Origin of the sequence: Neobacillus drentensis, from assembly GCF_036962765.1 — a bacterium.
GTDB classification, from domain to species: domain Bacteria; phylum Bacillota; class Bacilli; order Bacillales; family Cytobacillaceae; genus Neobacillus; species Neobacillus drentensis_C.
Genome location: NZ_JBALOS010000256.1, coordinates 1 through 2,040, shown reverse-complemented (window position 1 = coordinate 2,040; position 2,040 = coordinate 1). Strand labels below are relative to the sequence as shown.

The window sequence follows — 2,040 nt, the reverse complement described above, 5'->3', positions numbered from 1 at the left end:
GGATAGTTGAAGAAGGAATTTATTTTTACTTCTAGAATATACATTACTTGTCAAAGAAGATTACTTACGGAATAATGGTGAATTTGAATTTGATGAAACCGAGAATAAACGTCCGATGAACATATGGCTCTATGCTAAGTGCAGGACATATCTCGATTCTGATCACCCAGAACAGGAGGTGAGTCATCTTTTGATTGCCAATATTCAGTGTCTTTGATGCATCGAAAACGCTTTCAAAAGAGAATTTGTAGAACAATAGGGCTGATAAAAAAGTAAAGAGAGGGAAACCAAATGAAAAAGATTACAACGGGACAAAGCAACAGCGGCTTCTCCGAAACAGGGCTGCGCAGAATGCGCAACGTGCTGGCAAGGTATGTCGATTCCGGGAAGATTCCTGGGCTCGTTGCTCTGGTCAGCCGACACGGTGAGACACACGTCGAAGCGATCGGCACGATGCGCCATGACGGTGGCGCGCCGATGCGCCGGGACACGATCTTCCGGATGGCATCGACGTCCAAGCCGGTTGCGATCGCGGCGGCGATGATCCTGCTCGATGAGTGCAGGCTGCGGCTGGATGACCTGGTAGAACAGTGGCTGCCGGAACTCGCCGACCGGCGGGTGCTGAAGCGGATCGACGGCCCGCTGGATGATACCGTGCCGGCTCGGCGGCCGATCACCGTACGGGACCTGCTGACCTCCACGTTCGGGCTCGGCATGGATATGACGTCGCTGGGCACTCCGATCATGAACGCGATCTTCGAGCAGGGGCTCACGCCCAATCTACCAGAGCCGGTGCCCGAGCAGGATGAGTGGATGCGCCGCCTTGGCACGCTTCCGCTGATGTACCAGCCCGGAGAGCGCTGGCAGTACCACATCAGCAACGATCTACTCGGCGTGCTCGTCGCCAGGGTCACGGGTCAGTCGTTTGAGACGTTCCTGCGCGAACGCATCTTCAACCCCCTAGGCATGAAGGACACTGGTTTCCACGTGCCCGCCGACAAGATCGCCCGGCTGCCAACCCTCTACGCCCCCGACCCGCAGACCGGAGAGTTCATCGTGTGGGACGAGGCCAAGGGGGGACGCTACAGCCAGCCTCCGGCGTTCCAGGGCGGCGGCGGCGGACTGGTCTCCACCGTCGACGACTACCACGCATACTTCCGGATGCTGCTGAATCACGGGATGCACGGGACCGAACGGATCCTGTCCCGGCCCGCCGTCCAGCTGATGACCACCAACCGCCTCACGCCCGAGCAACAAGCCGCCCGAAACGCCATGGCCAGAAACAACGTCCATGTGTCATTCGGCCAAGGGCAACACGGCGGCTGGGGCTTCGGGATGGCGGTGCGCACCTACCGTGGTGACTACGCGTCCATCGGCCAGTTCGGCTGGGACGGCGGAAGCGGCACAGCGACGTACGCCGACCCGGACAAACAGCTCACTGGAATCCTGCTCACCCAGGTCGGGGCGTCCACTCCGGATTCATCGTGGCTTATCCACGACTTCTGGACCACGGTCTACCAGGCAATCGAAGACTAACACCGAGCCCGCGGTTCGTCGTTCGTTTAAAAAAAGGCCGATGAATTTCATCGAACTTATTGGGGCAGAACCATGACGTGACACGGAGTTGGTTGGACGGAGTAGAAGTGGGCAGGGGCATGGCCGCAAGTGCTTGGAGGTCTATTTAAAGCTTGCAATCACCGATGCCCAGCAGGGATATAACGAGGTCATCAATAAATAATTCCCCATTAAATTACATCTACATTGCGGGTGGTGTCAGCTTCGCTGGTACTACCCCTTTTTAAGTTAAAAAAATAAATTGATAAAAATGCTCGACTTAAGGGTGCGTTATTCCAGGAAGGATTAACGCCTTTTTTGTTGAAGTTATTGAACTAACGGGGCAGGATAGTTGAAGAGTACTGTTTGACCTTTGTTCAACAATTGGGCCATTTAGTTGAAGATCTCATCAGATAAGTAATAATATTTAAAGGAATAATTCATTCTGATAAAGAATATTAAAAAACGTGATGATAAGGAGGCGAT

General features: G+C 54.1%; 1 protein-coding gene. It reads left to right on the top strand.

What is annotated here, in order from left to right; translation table 11 throughout:
• The first annotated feature begins 291 nt into the window (after positions 1-291).
• Positions 292-1,536, top strand: coding sequence for a serine hydrolase domain-containing protein (locus tag V7137_RS25630; protein WP_335700693.1), 1,245 nt, complete (start codon positions 292-294; stop codon positions 1,534-1,536).
• The last annotated feature ends 504 nt before the right edge of the window (positions 1,537-2,040 follow it).